Below are 24,291 nucleotides of genomic sequence, written 5' to 3'. Positions count from 1 at the left end.
ACGTTACATTTACTGTTAAATAAGTTACTATTTAAACCACAGAATAAGTAAAGACTCATCATACTTTATGGCTAATTAGCCAGGTGTCTGAATCTTAAAATGCTATGCTTTGTTAGCCGTTAATGATAAGAAGAAGTGCTGTTATTTCCTTAATAGCTGTTTTCTTAACAACTGTTTCTCGAAAAACAGTGAGCCGAGTCACTCACTGCTCACTAATCTAGCATATTTTTAAGATTTTGATTTAAAAAGCTTGAACTTATAAGGCTATCTAATACTTGTCTAGGGAGAGATAAGATGAATAGTGCTATTGTACTGGTGGTTGGTGTGGCCGCAATGCTTTGCGGTTATCTATTTTACTCAAAATTTATCGCCACTAAGATTTTGGCCTTGGATAACAGTCGTCCCACGCCAGCCCATACGATGAAGGATGGGGTAGATTATATCCCCACCAATAAATATGTATTGTGGGGGCATCATTTTACCTCTGTAGCAGGAGCGGCACCAATTATCGGTCCTGCTATTGCGGTTATTTGGGGCTGGGTGCCCGCTATTATTTGGGTTGTTTTAGGCACCATTTTTATGGCAGGCGTACATGATATGTCAGCCATTTGGGCCAGTATGCGCAATAAAGGTCAATCTATTGGCTCGATTGCTGGTACCGTCATGGGCACACGTGTGCGTAGCTTAATGATGGTGGTTATTTTTCTATTATTATTAATGGTGAACGCGGTATTTGGCGTCGCTATTGCCAATATGATGATAAAAACGCCGTCTTCTGTGTTACCTGTCTGGGGCGCATTGGTTGTAGCCTTTATTATCGGTCAGTGTATTTATCGTTATAAGATGAATCTGGTTTGGGTATCCATCATTGGCGTCGTCGCTTTATATGGACTTATCTATCTCGGTCCCATGTTTCCAGTAGTGTTACCAGAGACCTTTATGGGACTACCTGATAACGCCATATGGATTATTATCTTATTTGCCTATGCCGCGATTGCCTCATTATTACCAGTATGGATGCTACTGCAGCCGCGCGATTATATTAATGGGCTACAATTATTTGTTGGTTTGATTTTATTGTATGCAGCCGTATTTATTGCGACGCCAAACATTGTTGCGCCAGCGATTAATCACGATTTACCCATCGGTACGCCTTCATTAATGCCATTATTGTTCGTTACTATTGCTTGCGGGGCTATCTCAGGATTCCATGGCTTAGTGGCGACCGGAACGACTTCTAAGCAGATTGATAAAGAAGGCGATGTGCGCTTCGTTGGTTATTTTGGTGCCATGGGTGAAGGCATGCTCGCATTGGGTGCCATTCTTGCGGCCACCGCAGGTTTTGCGACACTCGGCGATTGGCAAGCGGTTTATCAAAAATTTGGCGACGGTTCTATTGGCGCCTTTATTGATGGTGGTGCGACCATATTAAATGCAGGCGTTGGTATCGATATGGTACTTTCACAAACGATGCTGACTGTTATGGCAGCCTTATTTGCCGGCACTACGATGGATACTGGTGTCCGTTTACAACGTTATATATTCCAAGAGTTTGGTGAGTTTTATAATATTCCAGTGCTAAGTAAGAGTGTCGTAGCCACTTTTCTTGCTGTCGGCAGCTGTCTATTATTAGCATTTGGCGCCGGTGGTATTGATGGCGCGGGCGGCATGATTATTTGGCCATTATTTGGTACTACCAATCAGCTCATGGCGGCTTTAACCCTAATGATTGTCACGATTATATTATTACGTAAAGGTAAGCCAGTTTGGTACACCTTAGCACCCTTGTCATTCTTGCTCGTTATGACTGTCTTTGCCTTATTAATTCAGCTAAAAACCTTTTTTACAGATGGCAATTGGCTGCTTATCATTATGGACATTATTATCTTAATCGCAACGATTCTAGTAACGTTCGAAAGTCTATCAGTACTGCGTAAAGAATGGACATTACATAAAGGTAAAACGGATTCCTAATTGAGATTAAAAGCTATCATATACACTTGTATCAATAAAAAGCGCTAGCAGCAATTGCTGGCGTTTTTTGTATGAGATAGGCATGATAGATGGTAAGAAATAAGCAGAAGTGAGTAAATCATGGAAGATAACCCGATACCAAGAGAGCTAGAAGGCAAGGCAAAGCAATTAGAAGACAAAGCACCATGGTGGCAACGTTTTGCGGCAGGATTAAATGAGTTTTATCATGCCCCTTATCGCCAGACGATGGCACGCGCGGCACGTGATGAAGAAGATTTCTTTATGCTGCTGATGTTTGCAGAGAGCCTAGGCATTGATAATCCTGCCAGCTTTTATACCTTAGAGTTACAGCCGCTATTTTTAGAAAACTTCCATGAATGGCATACACGCATGGGTATGGATAAATGCCCCTTTGACCACGTCGGTTGCTGTTAGGTCATCTGCTGGTTGGCTTTATAAGAAAAAAATGATAAAAGATGAATGAATAAAAGTTTATGTGAATTAAAATTGAGATACCAATATGGCATTACATCCTCTACATGGATTAGTAGACCAACTATCGACGCAACCTATCATATTTATTGGTGGCAAAGGCGGAGTCGGTAAAACCACGACTGCCGCGGCACTGGCCAGTTATTATGCGAGCCAGCAAAAAAAGACCTTGATTGTCTCAACCGATCCAGCGCATAGCTTGGGTGATGTATTAAATGTACGGCTCAATAACGAAAAAACTGCCATCACGCCGTATCTTGATGCTATTGAGCTCAACCCCGATGTCATCGTCGATGTGCATTTTGCTCAAGTTGAATCCACCATTAAATCTTATGCCAATCCAGATATGATGCCCAAAATCCGTGAGCATCTGCGACTATCAAAGTCAGCACCTGGCGCACAAGAAGCGGCTATGCTCGAATCTATGTGTCAGCATTTAATCACGGCTGCAAATGCCAATTATGAACATATCATATTTGATACCGCACCAACTGGGCATACATTGCGCTTACTCGTATTGCCAGAGATGATGGGCGCGTGGACAGATGGGCTGCTAGCACAGCAACGGCGACAGGCAAAATTACGCTCAGTCGCAAACCATTTAGACAGCCATAACCAAAGAGATAAAAGTCAGAGCAGCAATCAGAAGCATGATATAGCCAATCCTTTTGCCCCAAAAAAACCCGACCGCTGGGAGCAAGCCGTAGCAGTGCTAGAAAAACGTAAACAGCTGTTTCGACAAGCAGGGATACTACTCCATGACCGTACAAAGACAGCGATTGTTTTAATTATGACTGCCGACGTATTGCCCTTAGCAGAAACCAAACGCGCTATCGAACAACTGGAAGAGAGTAAACTCACACCAGCCGCGGTAGTCATTAATCAGCTGATAGCACCAACTCAGTCAGATGATTTTTGGCGTCTTCGTGCCGAGCGGCAACAGCAATTGCTGCAGGATATTGAAAACACGTTTACCAATTATCCACTGTATCCGATCTATCTGCAGCAAACAGACGTACGCGGTACTGAAGCATTAAGTATGCTATTACGCCCATCATCGTAAAGGTTGTTTGAAAACCAGATGTTTGAAAAATATAATAAATCGACTGTTAATGCTCAGGCTTATATAATTGTAATTTGCTTGCCAGCGACCATGCCATATCTGTACGCAGTAGCTGAGCCTGTTCGGACTTACCGCTACTAAGCGACGACCACTGCGGTTTGCCACGAGCTTTTTTAAGCTCACTTGGTAATTTATGTGGTGGCCATGGCGTCACGACATTATCTTTATTTTCGTTAGTTGACATTTCAGCATTATTTTTTGCGCCGCTATATATCAGTTGGGTGGCATCGGTTGCCGCATGACCACGATGACACAGGGCGGTGAGTAAATCTATCGCTCGAGTTGCGAGTAAGGTTAGGGTGGCAGGGTCGATATACAAACGTTTTACCCCAGTGATTCTATCAGCGATACTACTGGTATTCGATAATAGCCCGCCTGCGATACCGCCAATGGCCGCGCCCAAACCTAAAGTGGTACCCAATGCTGCAGCATCAATGCCCAAGCCTAATAATGCGCCCGCTGCTGCACCCGATGTCGTGCGAATACCATAGCTTTTGAGCAGTTCAGGATCAAAAGGGTCTTGCTGATAGGCTTGTAACTCAAGCGGCGTTGCTGCCACGGCGTTATCATAAAATTTATATAAGTTAAGCAGGTTGTGCTGCATTGCACGTTCACTCTGTCTGACCGCTTCTTGCATTTGTGCAAGCACGGGCATTGGGTCATCATCTTCACTAATTTCACGCACAAATGATGCGACATTTAATAAAAAATCCGCAATGATTATATTGGCTTCTTCATAGAGCTGCGCCCAGTTTTCCGTACGGCGTGCCATCAGTTGTTCAAGCATCTCAGAATGGGTAAGCATAGTGGTAAGATTTTGCCATAAGCGCATCTCATCCTTAAACTCAAAAGCCACGGAATCAAAACGCGTTGAGATGTGCAAATTACGTCTTGCCAGCATCGTCTGCCATTCATCGATATTCGCATCTTGACTGTCAGTAAAATTAAATACCGGCATAACAGGTATCGCCGCCCAAGATAAAATAGCCAGCTCATCTTTATACTTACCGAGTACCGGCTCACGCGCATCGACGACATAGATGGCCATATCACTTGCCAGTAGCTGACGGATGACTTTGGCTTCTTGGCTGTAGTCCTCATTGCTAGTTAGCGCATCGCCGCCTTGGGCAATGTCGGCTGCCAAAAACTGCTGCAAACGCTCAATACCATCACGGCGACTGGCAGTGTTGTCTTCTAGCCAATCCATTAACCCTGAAGCATCTTCTAAACCCGGTGTGTCATAAAGCACCACCAATACTTCGCCCGTTTGGCTGTCGGTCAATTTTGCTTGCTCTACATGGCGGGTGGTTGCTGCTTCGTTTTTTACTTCCCCAAAATAAACATCACGTAGTAACGTGCGTAATAGTGACGTTTTACCCGTATTGGTATGACCAACGACCGCTAGTTTCAGTGCTTCGCCACTGGCAATGGTTTTTTTAGAGGCAGTATTAACAGGTAGGACTTGCTCATCTGACGCTTTTTTATGCAATGTCTGTTTATTCAACGATAGCTCTGTATTGGTATTCTTTGAATCGTTTTCTGAGTCGGGTGTTGGCCCATAGGCTTTATCGGCAAAGAGACCGACAGGTTTAGCATCATCTTGATTGTTATTTTGATCGTTATTGTTTTGATTATTCATAATAGAATCTTATTATTAATATTATTGAGTATCGATATTAGAGGACGTCACTAGACCAATTTTCCGAGCGGCAAGGGCAGTTTGCCATTGCTGATAACGAACGTCTTGGTTTTCTGAGTCTTGCTCTTGCAAGTTGGTGTTAGCAGTGTTGGCATCACTGAGCAGTTGTACAATAAGGCCGTCTGCGGCATGTTCGGCAATACGATCAAGTTTACGCAGCGTACCTCGGTCGGGTAAAGCCTTGCTATGAATGCCTAATAGTACTTGAACCGGATGGCTGTCCAAGTAAGTCATTAATCGATCCATATCATCACGGTCGTCAAGAATACCGAAGTTCTCAACATTACTAACGTTACTATTGCTACTAATATCGGCATTAAGTCCTGATTGCCACCAATTATCCTGCTGTGATGGGTATTCAAGTAAAGCAACCAGTTTCTTGCCAGTACTAAGCGTCGCTTTTGGCGCGACAGGAGCGGGCGCTGCTTTAAAATCATCTTCATCGACCACATGACGCTGCCAAAAGTTCAGAATCTTTTGATAATACGGCTGCTTGATATCCAAGCGCATCTTTTTACGGCGGAACATCAATGCGCAAAATGCCCAAGCAATCGCCCTTGGTACAATACCGTACATCAGCAAGCTACCGACCAATAAGCCGGCCCATTGCCGCGCCATCGATAAGGGCATAGCGTCAGTCACTAAACGGCTCTGAACGATAGCGGCACTGTCCGGCACCGTAAATCCTACCATACTTGGTAACCAGCCGAGTACTTGAGTCAAAGTGATAAGAGCCTGATCAGAGAGTAATGTCGACTCCCAGCTAAAACTGTACTGACGCACGATCAACAAAAATATGATCGCCAGCAGCATACCGGTCAAGGTAGCTAGCCATAATTGATGGCTAAAGCGTCCTAGATACCAACGCATACCGCTATGTTGTAATTGACGCTCGTACAAATCAACCGCCGCTTTGGTGATATCGTCCTTACCACGTATCAGATAGCTTGGGCTCACGAAACTGGCAAACCAATTTGACGACTGCTTACCTTGATTAATCAAAGTCATGACTAGCCAGCCTAACAGCATAATCGTATGAAACCCAAGCAGACAGACCAGCACATAAAAGAAATTCACTACATTGGTCTGTAGTAGGGTAAACAACCCCAAAAACCCCGAGATGCACCACACCACGCTCATAACTAGCATAATACCTTTGATACGACCATCAATCTTACCGAGCACACGTACCAGCGCACCGTTACTATCTATACGCGAGGCGCGGCGATGCAACTTTTGCATGGGTTTCCCATCCTCACCTTGCAGCTTTTCTGTGATGAGTAGCGGGTCAGTGGCAAAGACATGTTGCTGCGTCTCAAGCGTCCGTACCAGCTCGGTCAATTGGTCTTGGGGCGATAGCATAGGGCGATGATATCCGTATAAAGGCGTTTGTTAAAGTTAAAACGTTAAGATTAAACGTTAAAGGCATTTAGACATCTCAATTGATAGATGTCGAGTATTTACCCCTCAGTGATTATTGTAGCCTATATAGAATAGCGATAACTTCTATTATTCTTAGCGTTTTAGCATAGTAAATGTAAAGTAAATACGCCAAAATGAATGCAGATTAGCAACAGCTCATAATACAGATAGCAATAAGGAATGCTTTATGAATAAAAAAAACTACTTAATCGTTGGCGGTAGCGGCGGTATTGGTCAGGCGATTGTTAAACAGCTAATAGAGATGACTGCTAATAATAAAAGCAGTGGCAACGGAAAAATATTTGCCACTTATCATACAAATCAGCCTGACTTTACCGCCGATAATTTGCACTGGTTACCGATTGATGTCAGCAATGAGAAAAGCATTGAACAAGCCGTTACTGAGATTAAGCAGCAAGCCACTCATATCGATTGGGTGATTAACTGTGTGGGGTTATTGCATACGCCAAATAATCAACCAGAAAAAGCGCTACGACAACTAGAGACTGACTTTTTTTTACAGAATATGCAGATTAATGCCTTAGCCAGTCTGCTTATTGCCAAGCATATCAAGCCATTACTTGCAAAAGCTGAACGTGACGCTGACAACCCTGCAGTCTTTGCGACCATATCGGCTCGTGTGGGTAGTATTAGTGACAATGAGCTTGGCGGTTGGTACAGCTACCGTATGAGTAAAGCGGCACTGAATATGGGTATGAAAAATTTGAGTATTGAATGGAATCGGTCGCTAAAGGCTGTCTGCGTGGTCGTCATGCAACCCGGTACGGTTGATACCCAGTTATCATCACCCTTTCAAAGCAATGTGGCTGACGAAAAGCTATTCTCGCCATCTTATAGCGCTGAACACTTAATAGAAATGCTTGATAGTATGACTGCCGCCCAATCTGGTTGTTTTGTCGATTGGGCAGGTCAGTCCATTCCTTGGTAAAAGATTGGTAAAAACACTATTAATGAAAATGAAAAGGCACCTGAATTATTGATACGCTTTAAAATTAATTAGCGACGAATAAATCCATAAACTCATTAACAGGGGTTTGCTCCAAACACTTTTGATCATCACATAGAGCAAAAATATCCGCACAGCGACTGTCAATAAAGCGCGTCGCCAAACTTGCTCGGAACTTCGCTTCTAATACAGGGATGCCTTCAGCGCGGCGGCGTTTATGACCAATAGGATATTCCACAGCGACTTTATCGGTACTGCTGCCGTCTTTAAAGAATATCTGAATGGCATTGGCAATCGAGCGTTTGCTTGGGTCATGGTAGTCTTTCGAATAGCTGGCATCTTCGACAACAACCATCTTACGGCGCAGCCCATCAATCAAGATATGATGCTGCGCGTGGTAATCGTCTTCATAATTCTCTGCCATCAAGTCGCCGGTCAATAAAGGCACTGCAACCATATATTGCAAACAATGATCGCGATCAGCAGGATTAGCAAGCGCGCCTTCTTTCGAGATGATTCGAATGGCTGAATCATGAGTAGTCAGAACGATTTTCTCAATCTCATCAATTCTATCATCGATACGTGGATGCAAAATGACAGCCGCTTCACAAGCGGTCTGGGCATGAAACTCGGCAGGGAAGCTTATCTTAAACAAAATATTTTCCATCACGTAGCTACCAAACTCGCGCTGGAAGGTAAAGCGGCGCTCGCCTTCAGGTTTGAGTGCCAAATCTTTATTGGTATGGCTAAACAACACATCATAAAAGCCCCATTGCGGAGCGGTTAATGCCCCAGGGATGCCCATCTCGCCGCGACGAGTAATATCGACTAAGCGTACCGCACGACTGGTGGCGTCGCCTGCCGCCCATGATTTACGGCTACCAGCATTAGGTGCATGACGATAGGTACGCAGCGCTTGACCATCCACAATCGCTTGCGAGATCGCCGCCATGATGCGCTCACGTGGTAATTTATAGAGTTTAGCGACCACAGCCGTTGAGGCTAATTTGACTAGGAACACATGGTCTAAACCCACACGGTTGAATGAATTATCTAAGGCAAGCACCCCTTGAATCTCATGCGCCATAATCATCGCTTCTAGTACGTCATGCATCGTGAGCGGTACTTTATTTTGGCTGACATTTTGCTGACTTATATAGTCCGCTACTGCCAAGATACCACCCAAGTTGTCCGAAGGATGACCCCATTCAGCCGCAAGCCACGTATCGTTATAATCAAGCCAGCGCACCACACAGCCAATATCAAAAGCGGCTTTAATAGGGTCGAGTCTATGGGGTGTACCGGGTACGCGCGCGCCGTTAGGGGTGATTTGATCAGCGCAATCGGGTCCTAGGTGCTTGGTACATTCAGGAAAGCGCAGTGCCAATAATCCGCACCCTAGCGTATCCATCAAACAGTAGCGGGCGGTATTCCAAGCATCAGCACTATTGGGCGAGTCTGCATCGATAGAGTAATTTAGCACATAGTCGGCGATTTTTTGAATTTCATCGTCATACTCTGGACGAACATTGCTCTCTACCGTGGCGTTTTGAGTCGTAGACATAGTCGTTACCTCTTCCTTGAGTCGAATATTTGAGCGATTAATAAAGTCGTCTTAGACATTTATTAATCAGTCATGTATCAAAAATAGCATACTCAATATCGAACAACAGTGAAGTCGTGTAAGACTGTTTTATGGTTTAATGATTTGCCTATGAGCGTATTCAAGGTAAAGATAAAAACGCGCGCCATCAAATCATGAGATAAACTAACCCAACAATGAATAACAATGACAGTATCAATAGTAAAAAACTGAGAATACTACTCATCATCCCTGAGCTTTCTTTTTGTACTTTTACTTTCTTAATGACGGGTAAAACCATGATGACATGCTCGATACCGTCTTCAAGATAGCGTTCACCTTCAACGATAAATCCAAGTGATTCGTAAAAGTTTAGCAAATAAGTCTGTGCGGAGATAATAATGGTTTTTTTACCATACTTTTTGCGGCAGTACTTGATGGCCTCAAGCATTATTTGACGGGCGACACCATTGCCGCGGTGCTCTGCTAACACCAGAACTCTGCCAATCGCCGGTATCGGACCTGACGGATTAACCGAGGATTTTTTGTGATTAAATGACGGCGGGATAATTCGGCAATAGCCAATCAAGGCTTCATTTTGATGGGCAACCAGATGTAAGCAGTCAAAGTCCACCTCGTCCATATCTTGATACGGGCAGTTTTGCTCCACCACAAATACTTGTGAGCGGGCTTTTAAGATATGATAAAGATCAACGGTGGTCAGCTCATCAAAGGTTTTTATAGAAAATTCACAGGTCATAGTCAAATAGCTTCTAACAATTTAAAGGGCTTATATAGGGTAACAACATAAATTATAAATATTCTAAATACAGAAATAATGCATCAATGCCTGAGCATTATAACGATTTCACCCTACATTAACTATTTAAGGTTTGACTGATTTTATCCAAGTTTAAACTGTCAGACATCGCGCTGAATATCTCAAAGTATTTACCGCGCTGCTCATATAGTGCTTCGTGAGTACCTGTCTCAACCACGCGCCCGTTTTCTATTACTACTAAATCATCAGCATCGATAATTTGGGCAATATTGTGCGATACCATAATCACGGTACGATCTTTTTTAATCAAATCTAGGCTTTTCTTAACCTGTTGACTGGCAATGGCATCTAAGCTCGCCGTTGGTTCATCCAAAAACACAATCGGCGGATCCTTTAAAAACATTCTTGCCAATGCAATACGTTGCTGCTGTCCGCCTGATAGGGACTTTGCACTACTTTCATAGCCTTTTGCTAGTGATATGACTTGCTCATGAATCGAAGCTTTCTTAGCTGCAACCACAATATCATCCTCACTTGCATTCATATCGCCATAACGAATATTTTCGCTAATCGTACCTGAGAAAATATGGTTGCTTTGTAATACCAAGCCGATATTTTGCCGTAGCTCATGGGTATCGTAGTCGGCTAGATTCTGACCATCTAAGCATATCGTGCCGGCGTCAGGCTCATAAAACCTTACCAACAGATTGATAATCGTACTCTTGCCAGCACCACTTAAGCCCACCAGCGCCGTAATGCGATTGGGCTTGATGGTAAAACTGACATCCTTTAGCGCTTGGGTGCCATTAGGATAGGTAAAGTTGACATGTTTAAGCTCAATATGACCTTTTAAGTTTTTGCTACTCAAACCAGAGACTTTTTCAACTTGATCATCGTCCTCTAAAATCTCAAAAAATCCTTCGGCATAGGTAAGCGCATTGTTAATTTGATCATATATGCGATGTAATTGACGGATAGGGGCCGCGACGTTTTGAAACAGCATGACGTGAAATAAAATCATCCCAATGGTCATCTGACCGTTTAGCACGAAATAAGAAGTCAGTAGTATGATAGCCACTACACCGATTTGTTCGATAAAGGTTTTTATCGCATCATAAATAAAACCAATACTACGAATACGCAGCTGATTATCAGTCATATCCTTTTGAATGGTTAAATGCTTCTCCGCCTCGATAGACTCGCGCACAAAGGACTTTACGACACTGATTGAGTTAATCAGCGAGATAACAAGACCACTTTTGGCTTCTCTAAAGCCGCGCATCTGCCGGCGGAAACCTTGCAAACGCTTTGCCTGTTTTTGACTGATAAAAAAGTAAATCGGGATAATAATCAGACCAACCAAGCCTATCCAAAAGTTGGTCGAAAACATAATGATTAGCGATACAATGGCACTTGCAAACAGCGGTAGCATATCGATAAAGAAGTTCTGTACTAGGCTTGTAAGACTGCTAACGCCATAATCGATACGGGTTTGCAGCTTACCACTGTCGTTTTCACTACTGGTATAAAACGCCATACGGTAAGTTAAGATACGCTCAATGATTTTTTGCGATAAATCACGCGAGAGATTGATACGAATCTTTTCACCATAAAAGCGCTGTCCAAACGAGATGAATATCGACAATATCTCTTTAGTCAGCAATACCACACTTATAATAGTGAGCATGCGCACGCCAGCTTCCCAAGGCTCGGTAAGGGTGGCGATTTCGGTCAAGGTATCAACAGCATAGCGCAGTACAAAGGCATTAACCTGAGCCGTAAAGGAGCCTAGCACCGTCAATATCAAGGTAGCAATGATTATTAAGCGATAAGGCTGAGCAAAGACGGCAAGCTTTTTTAGGATATCCCACAGCAAAGCCCGCCGCTCCGTTTTTTTGAGCGGCGGCTTTTTGTCTAGTGGTGATTTATTAAGAGTAGGAGAAGTTGGCATTTTATTAGAGTAAAACAAACGCAAGCAAAAAGCTATTCAGAGTATAAGTATTAAAGAAATCGAACAAATAATAAACATTTAAAACGCATCTGCTGGTACAAACACTTCACCAACCATGATACGACGAGCAGAGCGGCTCATCGACACCTTTTTGGCTTGCCAACGTCCAGCGACTTGTTCTGTTTTACCACCAACCAATAAGGTCCCTGATGGATGACCAAAACGCACCTCACTAAGCTCGCCTGCACCTGCTGCCTCATTAACTAACGTTCCCTGAGTAGTCGCTGCTGCTGCAATCGCTACTGCTGCTGTGCCCATCATTGCATGATGCAGTTGCCCCATACTCATCGCACGTACAACGAGATCAATATCATCAGCATTAACTGCTTTACCACTTGATGCGCTATAACTTTGTGCAGGAGCAACCCAAGCAATTTTTGGAATATGCTGACTGGTTTGTGCCTCGGAGACATCTTTAAACAAGCCCATCGCAACACCGCCTTTGGCACGGATTTTTTCAAGCTTAGCCAAGGTTTCGCTATCGCTGTTGATATCACCTTGCAGCTCAGTACCGGTAAAGCCCAAATCTTCTGCTTTCATAAAGATGGTTGGGATACCCGCACTGATAAAGGTCGCCTTTACGTTATCAGTATTTAGGCCACAACCAGACACATCAAAATCATCGACTAGATTGTTTGTCGGGAACATATCACTAGATGAATCTACTGGATCAATAAATTCAATCTTTACTTCGGCAGCAGGAAAGGTCACACCATCTAGCTCAAAATCGCCCGTTTCTTGGACTTGTACCTTGCCTTGTTCATCTAAGTAAACAGGCACATGGGCAATAATGGTTTTACTGATATTCTCTTGCCAGATGCGTACTTCACAAATGCCGTCGTCCGTACTGCTAGCAACTTTATCCGCATCAACCAAGCCCATATTAATCGCGCAAGCACCAACGGCAGCGGTTAAATTACCACAGTTACCCGCCCAATCAATCATCGGCTTGGCAATATTTACCTGTCCAAACAGATAGTTAACATCGTGGTCTTCTTTTTCAGACTTGGATAAGATTACTGTCTTTGAGGTGCTAGAGCTACCATTTCCTAAGCCGTCAATTTGCTTACCATAAGGGTCAGGGCTACCGATGACACGTAATAGGAAATTATCGCGCGACTCGCCAGCAACTTGGCAACGTTCTGGTAGGTCGGAGAGTTTAAAGAAGGTGCCTTTTGAGGTGCCGCCGCGCATATAGGTAGCAGGGACAGAGATTTGTGGAGCGAATATTGGTGTGTTTTTTAAAGATGCATGTTGTGAAGTTGATTGAGTCATAGTGGGAAGTCCTTTAATTAATTTTCTAATATTATTTTCAAAAGCATGGCTAAAAGTAATGATTAAGGTTTACCGAGTGCGTTTACGCCACCAGTAGAATTTACTGACGCTATACTTAGACCAGTGAGCGTGCGCTTAATATCAATAGCATCATGCGTTTTACTGCTGATTGAGCCTAGCGTATTCATTTGAACCTCGTTGATTTCATCATAGCTCACATGAGCCTTAGACCATGGGAAGCCTGTCTTCACCGTTAGATTTTCGAGATGACCTGAGGTATTGGCTTGTAGGACAGTAAGTGCTGCCTGAGATTGTTTTATATAGCCACATATCTCATTCTTACCACCTTCTACTTCCCAAGCGCCGTTACCGGTATCGTGATTAATAGACACTTCGACGTCATCGCTATAGTTATCACAAGCGGCTACCGGATCTTGCATAGCTAAGGCGTTATGTTCAGCCAAAAATTTTTCTACATTATTTGATGATAAAAGGTAATAACTTTGACCAAGATAAAGGACAACACACGCAATAAACAATTTGAACCAGCTCATAACAACATCTCTTAATAGTAAAATATAAATCGTTATTATGCCCAATTTCCTAATAATTGTTGAATAATTTACAAGCTTTTTGATGTCGTGGTTGTCAGTTGATAATAGGATGCCAATTATAAAAAAACCGATGCCGTATAATTTATACAACATCGGCTCTTTGCTTATTTAAAACTCAAATGCTTACGCAATATCTAACGTGCCATCGATAAACTCCTTGGCAAAGCGCTGGAGCATACCACCCGCGTTATACATTTTAACTTCATCAGCGGTGTCTAAACGGCATTTCACTAAGGCTTTATCGACAGTACCATCTGTGCGGTTAATGACCAGTGTCATCTCACCACCAGCCGACACTTCGCCTTCGATATCGAATATTTCAGTACCATCGATATTTAGGGTGTTACGATTGACACCTTCTTTAAATTGCAAAGGTAGTGCGCCCATACCGACCAAGTTTTGACGATGGATACGCTCAAAATCTTCAGCAACCACAACTTCTACGCCAGCTAAACGCACACCTTTGGCAGCCCAGTCACGGCTTGAGCCTTGACCATAGCCGTCACCTGCAATGATGATAAGTGGCTGTTCACGATTCATATAGGTTTCAATCGCTTCCCACATACGCATGACATGACCTTCTGGTTCAACTCTAGCAAGTGAACCTTGTATGACTTCACCTTTCTCGTCACGTACCATCTCATTCAATAGCTTAGGATTGGCAAAGGTCGCACGCTGCGCCGTTAAGTGGTCACCGCGATGGGTTGCGTAAGAGTTATAATCTTCTGCTGGCAGACCCATAGTATCAAGATACTCGCCAGCCGCCGAATCGCCCAAAATCGCATTAGATGGTGATAAATGGTCAGTGGTGATGTTGTCACCAAGCACCGCTAACGGACGCATACCTTTTAGCTTATTCATCGCTGCCATTTTGCCTTCCCAATATGGCGGACGGCGGATATAAGTGGTCATCTCGCGCCAATCATAGAGTGGGCTTAAGGCTTTACCTGTGTCTTTTTTAGCTTCATCAAACATAGGGATATAGACAGCATTGAATTGCTCAGGCTTCACGGCTTTGGCAACGATGGCATCAACTTCATCGTCATCGAACCAGATATCTTTTAGATAAACATCATTGCCGTTTTGGTCTTTACCTAACGAGTCTTTTTCAATATCAAAGCGGATATTACCGGCGATAGCATAGGCAATCACTAATGGCGGTGACGCTAAGAATGCTTGCTTGGCATACGGGTGGATACGACCATCAAAGTTACGGTTGCCAGATAACACCGCAGTGGTAAACAGATCGTTATCGATGATTTCTTTTTCAATATCAGGATCAAGCGCACCACTCATACCATTACAAGTGGTACAAGCAAAGCCAACCACATCAAAGCCGATTTCTTGTAGCTCAGACATCAGACCAGCTTCTTCTAGATACATTTTGACGGTTTTAGAGCCTGGTGCTAATGATGATTTTACCCAAGGCTTGCGTAACAAACCTTTCTTATTAGCATTACGAGCAACTAAGCCCGCTGCAACCATATTGCGTGGGTTAGAAGTGTTGGTACAGCTGGTAATTGCGGCGATAATAACTGCGCCATCTGGCATCAGACCATCTTTTGGCTCTGGTAATTTATCTTCAGGAGCATGAGCAATACCTTTGGCAACCAAATCTGTGGTTGAAACGCGAGCATGCGGACGTGAAGGGCCTGCCATATTACGGACGACTGCAGACAAATCAAACTCAAGCACACGGTCATAAACCGCATTTCCCATGCCATCAGCCCATAGACCGGTTTGCTTGGCATACTGCTCAACCAATTTGATTTGAGCCTCAGAACGGCCAGTGAGACGTAAATAGTCGATGGTTTGCTCATCGATATAGAACATTGCCGCCGTCGCGCCATATTCTGGGGTCATATTGGAGATAGACGCACGGTCACCAACGCTCAGTTGGCGTGCACCTTCACCGAAGAACTCAATATAGGTAGAGACTACGCCGGCATCACGTAGGAACTCGGTCATCGCGAGCACCAAATCGGTACCGGTAATGCCTTTTTGCAATTTGCCCGTTAGCTTAACACCAACGTAATCTGGGAGGCGCATATATGATGGGTTGCCTAACATCACGCTTTCAGCTTCTAGACCACCAACACCGATTGAGATAACACCTAAAGCATCAACCATCGGCGTATGGCTGTCTGTACCGACGAGCGTATCAGCAAAGGCAACTTGTTCACCGGCTTTATTTTTGACCACTTGCACAACCGGCGACATTTTTTCTAAGTTAATTTGGTGCATGATGCCGTTACCAGGCGGTACGACGTTGACGTTATCAAAGGCATACTGACACCAGTTAATAAAGTGGAAGCGGTCATCGTTACGACGCTCTTCAATGGCGCGGTTTTTCTCAAAAGCGTTTTCTTCAAAGCCTGCATGTTCAACGGCCAATGAATGGTCAACAATTAATTGCGTTGGCACGATAGGATTGACTTTTGATGGGTCACCGCCTTGCTCAGCGATGGCATCACGTAGACCTGCTAAATCAACAAACGCCGTCTGACCTAAAATATCATGACAAACGACACGGGCAGGGTACCAAGGAAAATCTAAATCTTGTTTACCATAGATATGCTGTTCTAACGCCGCCGTTAAGTCTTCTGGAGGGCAACGACGTACCAAGTTTTCACACAATACTTTTGAGCAGAACGGCAGTTTGTCATAGGCACCCGCTTCAATGCTTTCAATCGCTTCGCGGGTATCAAAGTAATACAAATCTGTGCCAGGTAATGGCTTTTTGAATTGTTCATTCATCGGTTGTACGAGGGCGTTGTCCATAAGTCACCTTTGGCTATTGGCTGGTTGCAATGAGGGCTATTTATAAAAGGATTGTTGATAACTTTCTTATAAAAAGGGCAGTTCTTTTAGCAAAGCATTATCTATGCGCTACCTAGCACTTATTATTAAACGCGAAAAACTTAGCTTTACTAAAAAAACGGGATTTAACTAGAGTAAAAGTCAGTCTAAACTTATAAGAAGGTTTAACGGTTAAGCCAATCAACATAGCTGACTTAACCGCTAAATTCTCTATACTAAGTACGGTTTATATGGCGTAAGTCCTTATTCCAGATAGCTAATCTATATAGGTTATATAGATTAACGCGCACTTATCTCTGGTACTGGGCGCAACTCTTCACCGATATATTCCGCACTTGGGCGAATGATACGGTTGTTAGCGCGTTGCTCAAACACATGTGCTGCCCAACCAGTTAGACGCGAGCAAACAAAGATTGGCGTGAACAGTTTGGTTGGAATACCCATGAAGTGATAGGCTGAAGCATGGAAAAAGTCGGCATTACAGAACAGTTTTTTCTCGCGCCACATCACTTCTTCACAGCGTACTGATACGGGATATAACACCTCATCACCAACGTCAGCAGCGAGCTTTTCAGCCCAACCTTTGATAACAACGTTACGTGGATCAGATTCACTGTAGATGGCATGACCAAAGCCCATGATTTTGTCTTTACGCGCCAGCATTGCCATCATCTCTTTTTCGGCTTCATCTGGTGAGCTAAAGCCTTCAATCATATCCATTGCCGCTTCATTCGCGCCGCCATGCAAGTGACCACGTAGTGAGCCAATCGCCCCAGTGATACAAGAATGGATATCAGACAAGGTAGAGGCACAAACGCGAGCAGTAAAGGTTGATGCATTAAACTCATGCTCAGCATAAAGAATGAGTGATACGTTCATGACCTTGGTATGGAGCTCGTTTGGCTTCTCACCCTTTAGCAGATGCAAAAAGTGACCACCAATCGTGTCATCATCCGTTTCTGTTTCAATACGGACGTTGTCATGGCTAAAGCGATACCAATAGTTGATGATTGATGGGAATGCCGCCAGCATACGATCTGCTTGATGGTTTTCCTCATCAAAGCTCATTTCAGTTTCTAAGTTACCGAGCATTGAGCAACCGGTACGTAATACGTCCATTGGATGCGCTGCAGCAGGTATACGTTCAAGCACTTCTTTTAATGGCTGTGGCAAACCACGTAAGCTTTTTAATTTGGTCTGATAAGCATCAAGCTCACTTTGGGTTGGCAAGTTGCCATATAACAATAAGTAAGCCACTTCTTCAAAAATACATTTGTCAGCAAGTTCTGATACGTCATAACCGCGATACGTCAGACCAGAGCCTGATTTGCCAACGGTAGATAAAGCCGTCTTGCCTGCGACTTGACCACGTAGACCTGCGCCTGACAATACTTTTGCTGATTGGTTTTGTGCTGCCATGATAAATTCCTTTTTGTTGGTAGCTTTTGGGGTGAAATACTAGTAATGGTTAAACGATAATTAAACAGTCATCAGTAAAATTAAATATCGATGATTTTGCTGATGACTTACTTGCATGATTATTGATTGTCCGTCCTTACTTACTATCGGCAAATAGTTTATCTAGCGTTTGCTCAAACTCATGATAGTTTAAGAAGTCATAAAGCTCCATACGCGTTTGCATGGTATCGACGACTTTTTCTTGTGTGCCATCATCAAGCAGATGCTGATAAACGTTTAATGCCGCTTTGTTCATCGCACGGAATGCTGATAATGGGTATAGCACCATATCAACACCTACCGCATATAACTGCTCAGTAGTATAAAGGTCAGTCTGACCAAACTCAGTCATATTTGCGAGGACTGGAATATCCAATACATCGGTAAACTTACGGTACATCTCGATATCAGTCAATGCTTCGGCAAAAATCATATCGGCACCTGCTTCTTGAAAAGCAACGGCACGTTCAACAGCCGCATCAAGACCTTCTACAGATAGGGCGTCCGTACGCGCCATCACCACAAAGTCTTTATCCGTCTTGGCATCAAGCGCTGCTTTTAAGCGATCAACCATCTCTGAGATGCTAACGATTTCTTTATTTGGGCGATGGCCACAGCGTTTTTGCGCCACTTGGTCTTCGATATGCACAGCTGCAACGCCGGCTTTTTCCATTTTCTTAATCGTTTGAGCGATATTAAATGCACCACCAAAACCGGTGTCGATATCGACCAATAACGGCGTATCCACCGCATCGGTAATACGGCGCGCATCTTCTAAGACGTTATCAAGGCTTGTCATACCCAAATCAGGCAGACCAAATGAAGCGTTGGCTACGCCCGCACCAGAGAGATACAAAGCTTGATGACCGACTTGGGTTGCCATCATAGCCGTATAAGCATTAATCGCACCGGCAATCTGTAGTGGTTGGTTATTATCGTTTTTTTGTTTCATTGCACTGCGAAAGCGAGCGCCAGCTGATGAGGTCATGTCGTAGTCCTTACGTGGAGGGATAATCTTATCGATATGATGAAGAAGGATGAGATTGTTGTGCTTGATTATACCCAATTATCCATGATTGCAAAGCGGTGTTTTACTGCTATTAATTAATAATATTTAATATATTTATTAGTTTTAATAAAATAATTCATATTATGAATAGTAATATCCATTTTCTAGAGATTTATTGAGATTACTATTCATATTGCTCAAGTTATGAAATCTTAGCCATATTATTATTTACATTTAGTTACAAATCGCTCTGTTTTAGTCTATTCCGGCTTTGTTAAGGCTGACCATAGCACTCAGCAATAAAAAGCCCTGATAACTGAGATAAAAGGGCTTTTATGATAAAAGGCTTTATAACGATATTTTAATCAAAATTAACCCGCACTAACCAAGGATACCAGCAAGGTTGGCTAGGAATAACAAGGTAAAGCCACCTAAAAATACAAGGCTTGCTATCGAATAGGCATTCATACCGGCTGATAGTTTTTTATGGTTTTTCACTAGCGAGTAGTTTAACCACCCAAAGATAGGCGCGGATATAAAGGCTGATATCATCGCAAACTTCAACATAGCGCCTAATTGTCCGGCAAAGAAGCTAATAATCACCAGACCGCCACCGATAGCATAAGTGGTCCAAAAGGCGATTTGCTTTTTGTTGATCTCATCTTCACCTTTTAGTAGACGCCAGCATTCGGCATTAGCACGACCATAACCGTCCGCACAGGTAATCGTTGTGCCAAACATACACATAAAGGCGACGAAGGCGACCAGTAGCCTTGACCATTCACCGATAGTGGCGGTATACATATTGATAAGCTGATCAATATAAGCGACACCTGCGGTTTGAATCTCTTGACCTGAGCCGTATTGCACGAAAACACCTAACGCTAAAAAGAACAAGGCTAAAATAGCAGACACTAGGAAACCCACATTGAAATCCAGCAAACCCTGACGGTGAGTGGTATTGTCAGCTTTTCTCTTGGCTGATGTCCACATCGAGGTGATGGCAGCAAACTCAAGTGGTGCTGGCATCCAACCCATCAATGCCACAACAAACCCTAAAGTCGCTAGATTCCAAGGAGAGGCAGGGACAAAATCCGCCACCATCACTGTCGGCTTACCAGCAGCAATCATCACCGCCAACACGGTTGCGGATACGAGCGCAATCATAATCCACTTAGTGACGCCGTCAAGCAACTTATAATGACCAGCAATCAGAAAAAACCAACATACCGCAACGATGATGACAGCTAAGGTAATACTTGATAGTCCTACAGATGCGGGCAGCATAAAGCCCAATATCACGGCAGCAAGCAATGTCACTGCACCCGTACTAATCACAGCCGATAAAATGGATAGGATAAAATAAATCCAGAGATAGGCTTTTGAGCGTTTGGCATAGCCTGCGATTAAACTCTCGCCGGTATCGTAGACATAATCAGTGGCAAAGCGGAAGAACGGATACTTGAAGACGTTGGCTAAAATAATCATAATCGCCAGCTGCCAGCCATATATTGCACCAGCCTGTGTCGATGAAATCAAATGTGAGCCACCGATAGCAGCGGTCGCCATCAAAATACCGGGACCGAAAATTCGCCAGCTAAAGCCTTCTTGCTGCGGAGTAACGGTATCGTTAGTGGCAGCTGGGTTATTGAGTGGTTGTGTGGACATGAATACCTCGAAATGGTTAATACGGCAAATCATCACTTACCTGTGTCAGTTTGCCAGTGATCGTTAGAGAATCGTTTTATACAATTTTTATAGCGGCTATTTTATAATGCTAAATATAAAACGATTCACCTTGTATCGACTTTAGCATAACGATGCTATACAGGAGAATGATTATTAAGATTATTATTACTATTTGTTTGTATGCCCATTCTCGATAGTTAGCATAAGAAGCTAAGAATATCAAGGGTTAGGGCTATGTATTTTTTGCCGGTTCTTTATAACACAATCCGCCACCGATATCTGCCACTTGGCGCCATTTACAACGGTTTAATGCGCTTTAACGCTGTAAGGTAAAACTTTGCTTACGATAAGTGATACCGCGGCGCTCATATACTTGATAAATTGCGCCAAGCAAGTCAGGTATTTTAGGATGGACAAAGTCTTTAAGGGTATGCAGGTAAATAGGAGAGGTGGCATTTTCATGCAGCAGGCTTCGATAGACGATCTGCTCGGTGCGTACGGTTTTTAGGCTGGCAGGTACCAAGGTAATGCCTTCACCAGCGGCAACCAAGCCGAGTGCTACTTGTAAATCACTGACGGTGGTGGTCATAAATGGTGAGATGCCATATTGAGCAAATAGATGCAGCAAAGGTTCAGTTACCGGCTCAAAAGAAGCCTGCTCGGTAGAAGACAGCTTATTTTGGTCACGGCTTTTATCGTTGGTAGTTAGAGGCTTAGTAGCGTTATTAGTAGAGCTACTCCTAATAGAAGAGTTAATAGGTTGGGCTGTCGTCGATATAGGCAGGTGAGTTTGATGATATAAAATCAAACGATTATTTGCCAAATCAATCAGGCGTTGTTCATTAATATGAGCGAGCGCATGCGCTTTAGGAAGCGCCACCATATAACGCTCATGACGTAATAATATCTGCTGAATCCAAGGATCTTGATGGGCAAAGCGCCCAAAACCTATGTCAATCTCACCCGTTTTTAAGGCATCAGTTTGCTGATAGGAGCTGATGTCCTTGAGATTTACCTCAATATCGGGATTAGACTGCTTGAGCTTAGCGATAACTTCGGGTAGTAAGCCGTACAGCACCGATGGTACAAAGCCAATATTTAAAGCCGTGCTTGGCTCTGATAAGCGTTGGGTCATAATGGTGACGGTGTCAATCTCTGTCAGTATCGTACTGATTTTATCGTAAAAGAATATACCCGCTTCTGTCAGATGGAGCGGTCTATGATAACGATCAACCAATTCTACACCCATATCAGTCTCAAGCTGCTTGAGCAACCGGCTAAGCGTCGGCTGTGATAATCCAGTATTAGTGGCAGCGGCGCTAAAGCTTTTACAATCAGCAATAGCAATAAAAGCATTGAGCTGTTTTAAATCCATATTGTGATGCTCATCTGTCTATAACGCTTATTTAAGCGGGTATTTTGTGACGTTTATACAACTAAAATAAACAAACGTAAATTATACTTGAAGGAGAGAAGGCGACCCACTATATTGTGGGGTAACGATAGTGTTACAATTTAGCAAACAATTCCTGTAAATTAGCCATACAAACAACGCGTACCAACAAGACATTTTTAACCTAATTCTAGCAATCATCTATTATTCGTGGCATTAACTGTTCTGGTATCACTTCATGAGCGATAAAAAAAGCAAGAAAAGCGCTGATCTAGAGGCAAACTTAGCTAAAATTGCTAATGCTAAGCCACGAAGACGTTCGCGTAAAGACAATATTTATGAGCGTTTTATCACGCGTGTTGAAAATGTAGACAGCACCGATAATAGCAATCATGAGCAAGATAATAGTAATGAAGGCAAGCAAGCAGTATTAAAACTGTTAAAAAATGCCAATAAACTGTCATCATACGAGCCGTTGAGCGCCGCAGAGCTAGAGTTATTTGCTAGCCAGCAAGATGAGCTACAGCAAGAGACAAGTCTACAGGGAACAAACGCCTCAAGTACGGGCGTTCATTTAGATTTCTCCGATGAAAATGATGAGTATGCAGATACGGCTAACAACACTACTGCAAGAGATTCTGCGTCGTTTTCTCCTATAGATTCCTTAGATAAGGCACCTTTAAATAGTACGAAACAAAGCTATGACAACATTGAAGATCTCGATCAAGAAAAGATTAACATCGATGATTTATCTGCACAAAGCCCAACCAAACTTATCTCAGCAAAAAATGCTAAGCTGGCAAGTAGCAAAAAACCACTCATCATCGGGATGATTGTTGGCTCATTATTAATTGCTGCGGTCGTATTGACGCTTATCTTTGCCGGTTTTCTGTCAACAACACCGCCTGCCACTGATACAGTTGTTAGTAATAATAGTGATAAAGTAAATACAGCAAATGAGACGCCTGTTGCTAATAATGGACAAGAAAACAAAAACCCTAATAAAGCTTCTGCTGATACTAGCAATCAATCGACTGTAGACTCTAAAAGCACTGCGCCAAGTACCAATAATAAAAACTCTAGCAATGAGGATAAGACTACCGCTGAGAATGAATCAAAGTCTGAACCTGCCATTACCTATGAAGATTTTAGAGAAGAGTCACAAAGTACATTATTTCGTGAGACCAATGATTAACTATGCCTAATTTACTAAAAAGGCCCTAAATCAGTGTTTTGATACCGTTTATCCGGTAATCTTAACGCTCATACCAAAAACCGTTGCATCGTATCAAAGGTTACGTATCATCAGATATAGACGCGGATATATACTGCTAATAACATATATGGATACGGTACTGATGAGCCCCTCAAGTAATGACATGAATCCTGATATCGCTACAAAGCTGCCTAGTAGTAGCCTTAATAGTAATGACGTTATTTTAAATGTCGAGGGTCGTAAGCGTATGCGTCGCCCATACGAGCGCTATATGCAGCAAATGATGCATCAAACCACGCAAAAGGCTGTAAACGACTCAAAACCTCAGGTCTCTATCTACGCTGCTAAAATTAATAAGAGTAGGTCGTTTAATAACACCAAATTTCTCAGCGTCATTAGTGTTTTTTGCGCCGTTTTCTTACTTGCTGTATTTGCCTTCGATTATTTACTCGCAAAAAATTCCAATATATCACTAGCAACTGATAGTGTATCAGCTTCATTCGTCAAGGATAAGGTATCAGCCAATCAAGTGAATGCAGCAGCCGCACCCAATCCTAAGTCCATTACTCAGTTTATTGAAACTCAAAATGAGATGCAAAATACTGATGGAGAAATAGGGATGATAAAGGTTAAAACAATGCTGAGTGAAGATGATTTTAAACGAGCGGCGCAGAATACGTTATTCCGTGATTCAGATTCTCATGACTTAGAAAGTAATAGTGCGCGCTTTGTAGTAATAAGTCAGCCAACGATGGATCAACAGGAC

At 43.1% G+C, this 24,291-nt stretch carries 18 protein-coding genes; 6 read left to right on the top strand and 12 right to left on the bottom strand.

Going from position 1 to position 24,291, the window contains the following annotated elements; all coding sequences use genetic code 11:
• Positions 1-294 precede the first annotated feature (294 nt).
• The 3 genes from JMW39_RS00090 to JMW39_RS00080 all read left to right on the top strand — a co-directional run bounded on the left by JMW39_RS00090 (position 295) and on the right by JMW39_RS00080 (position 3,529).
• Positions 295-1,974 carry a carbon starvation protein A gene (locus JMW39_RS00090; RefSeq protein WP_201542911.1) on the top strand — a complete coding sequence of 560 codons (1,680 nt, stop codon included), beginning with the start codon at positions 295-297 and terminating at the stop codon, positions 1,972-1,974.
• Positions 1,975-2,094: 120 nt separating this feature from the next.
• Positions 2,095-2,409 (top strand): cory-CC-star protein, encoded by a 315-nt coding sequence (locus JMW39_RS00085; RefSeq protein ID WP_227679084.1) that lies wholly within the window; start codon positions 2,095-2,097, stop codon positions 2,407-2,409.
• A gap of 85 nt (positions 2,410-2,494) precedes the next feature.
• A complete protein-coding gene (locus tag JMW39_RS00080; RefSeq protein ID WP_201542910.1) occupies positions 2,495-3,529 on the top strand; it encodes an ArsA family ATPase in 1,035 nt (344 codons plus the stop codon).
• Between the two features lie 46 nt (positions 3,530-3,575).
• Here JMW39_RS00080 and JMW39_RS00075 read toward each other — a convergent pair whose 3' ends face one another.
• Positions 3,576-5,228, bottom strand: coding sequence for a DUF3482 domain-containing protein (locus JMW39_RS00075; protein ID WP_201542909.1), 1,653 nt, complete (start codon positions 5,226-5,228; stop codon positions 3,576-3,578).
• 21 nt (positions 5,229-5,249) lie between these two features.
• Positions 5,250-6,650: a DUF2868 domain-containing protein gene (locus JMW39_RS00070; protein ID WP_201542908.1), complete on the bottom strand. Its 1,401-nt coding sequence runs from the start codon at positions 6,648-6,650 to the stop codon at positions 5,250-5,252.
• A gap of 247 nt (positions 6,651-6,897) precedes the next feature.
• Between JMW39_RS00070 and JMW39_RS00065 the strand changes: the two genes are divergently transcribed.
• Positions 6,898-7,659 (top strand): SDR family oxidoreductase, encoded by a 762-nt coding sequence (locus JMW39_RS00065; protein WP_201542907.1) that lies wholly within the window; start codon positions 6,898-6,900, stop codon positions 7,657-7,659.
• A gap of 64 nt (positions 7,660-7,723) precedes the next feature.
• Here JMW39_RS00065 and JMW39_RS00060 read toward each other — a convergent pair whose 3' ends face one another.
• The 10 genes from JMW39_RS00060 to JMW39_RS00015 form a co-directional block, all read right to left on the bottom strand.
• Positions 7,724-9,241 (bottom strand): bifunctional 2-methylcitrate dehydratase/aconitate hydratase, encoded by a 1,518-nt coding sequence (locus tag JMW39_RS00060; protein ID WP_201542906.1) that lies wholly within the window; start codon positions 9,239-9,241, stop codon positions 7,724-7,726.
• Positions 9,242-9,428: 187 nt separating this feature from the next.
• Positions 9,429-10,019, bottom strand: a complete 591-nt coding sequence (locus JMW39_RS00055; protein WP_201542905.1) for a GNAT family N-acetyltransferase — start codon at positions 10,017-10,019, stop codon at positions 9,429-9,431.
• Positions 10,020-10,137: 118 nt separating this feature from the next.
• Complete coding sequence (locus JMW39_RS00050) at positions 10,138-11,991, bottom strand: ABC transporter ATP-binding protein (RefSeq protein ID WP_227679081.1); 1,854 nt, start codon at positions 11,989-11,991, stop codon at positions 10,138-10,140.
• A gap of 78 nt (positions 11,992-12,069) precedes the next feature.
• Positions 12,070-13,326, bottom strand: coding sequence for a 2-methylaconitate cis-trans isomerase PrpF (gene prpF, locus JMW39_RS00045; protein ID WP_201542904.1), 1,257 nt, complete (start codon positions 13,324-13,326; stop codon positions 12,070-12,072).
• A 62-nt stretch (positions 13,327-13,388) separates the two neighbouring features.
• On the bottom strand, positions 13,389-13,766 hold the full coding sequence (locus tag JMW39_RS00040) for a hypothetical protein (protein WP_201542903.1): 378 nt from the start codon (positions 13,764-13,766) through the stop codon (positions 13,389-13,391).
• Between the two features lie 297 nt (positions 13,767-14,063).
• Positions 14,064-16,697: a Fe/S-dependent 2-methylisocitrate dehydratase AcnD gene (gene acnD / locus JMW39_RS00035; RefSeq protein WP_201543468.1), complete on the bottom strand. Its 2,634-nt coding sequence runs from the start codon at positions 16,695-16,697 to the stop codon at positions 14,064-14,066.
• Positions 16,698-17,039: 342 nt separating this feature from the next.
• Positions 17,040-18,179: a 2-methylcitrate synthase gene (prpC, locus tag JMW39_RS00030; RefSeq protein ID WP_201542902.1), complete on the bottom strand. Its 1,140-nt coding sequence runs from the start codon at positions 18,177-18,179 to the stop codon at positions 17,040-17,042.
• A 136-nt stretch (positions 18,180-18,315) separates the two neighbouring features.
• Positions 18,316-19,206 (bottom strand): methylisocitrate lyase, encoded by an 891-nt coding sequence (prpB, locus tag JMW39_RS00025; protein WP_201542901.1) that lies wholly within the window; start codon positions 19,204-19,206, stop codon positions 18,316-18,318.
• 402 nt (positions 19,207-19,608) lie between these two features.
• Positions 19,609-20,895, bottom strand: a complete 1,287-nt coding sequence (locus JMW39_RS00020) for an NRAMP family divalent metal transporter (protein ID WP_201542900.1) — start codon at positions 20,893-20,895, stop codon at positions 19,609-19,611.
• A gap of 337 nt (positions 20,896-21,232) precedes the next feature.
• Positions 21,233-22,291: a LysR family transcriptional regulator gene (locus JMW39_RS00015; protein ID WP_201542899.1), complete on the bottom strand. Its 1,059-nt coding sequence runs from the start codon at positions 22,289-22,291 to the stop codon at positions 21,233-21,235.
• 256 nt (positions 22,292-22,547) lie between these two features.
• Between JMW39_RS00015 and JMW39_RS00010 the strand changes: the two genes are divergently transcribed.
• Positions 22,548-23,504 (top strand): hypothetical protein, encoded by a 957-nt coding sequence (locus JMW39_RS00010; protein ID WP_201542898.1) that lies wholly within the window; start codon positions 22,548-22,550, stop codon positions 23,502-23,504.
• A gap of 163 nt (positions 23,505-23,667) precedes the next feature.
• Positions 23,668-24,291: hypothetical protein (locus JMW39_RS00005; RefSeq protein ID WP_201542897.1), on the top strand; the 624-nt coding region annotated here is incomplete at its 3' end.

It is taken from the genome of Psychrobacter immobilis, from assembly GCF_904846175.1.
In the GTDB taxonomy this organism is placed as follows: Bacteria; Pseudomonadota; Gammaproteobacteria; order Pseudomonadales; family Moraxellaceae; genus Psychrobacter; species Psychrobacter immobilis_E.
Note: the sequence above shows the minus strand (reverse complement) of the source record. Positions and strands in the feature narration are given on the sequence as shown.